The organism is Mesorhizobium sp., assembly GCF_005063415.1.
GTDB lineage: Bacteria > Pseudomonadota > Alphaproteobacteria > Rhizobiales > Rhizobiaceae > Mesorhizobium.
Genome location: NZ_SUEG01000393.1, coordinates 1 through 320 on the forward strand (window position 1 = coordinate 1; position 320 = coordinate 320).

General features: G+C 62.2%; 1 protein-coding gene. It reads right to left on the reverse strand.

Annotated elements, in window-relative coordinates; translation table 11 throughout:
- The coding region (locus E5W70_RS32765) for a Fic family protein (protein WP_292665518.1) at window positions 1-320 on the reverse strand (320 nt) is incomplete at both ends.

Genomic DNA, 320 nt, shown 5'->3' on the forward strand with positions numbered 1-320 from the left:
CACCTCGAGGTCGGACAACGCGGCGCGAAGGGCTTCGCGGCGATTCGGGTCTACCGCGTCCTCGAGCACATGTTTCATGGCAGCGCTTGACGGGTCGTTCGTGGTTTCGATCGACGCCTCGATCATGCGCGGCTTGGTGATGACGGTGAAATCAACCTCATGGCCGTAGTGACGGCCAAGCTCGGCGATGAACACCTCCTGGGTGCGTCCGTTGCCCTCGCGAAAGGGATGTACATAATTGAGCTCGGCCATGACCTGGCCCGCACGCTCGGCGAACTGCTCTGGCGTCGAGCCGCGCAAGACATCGGGATCACGGATAG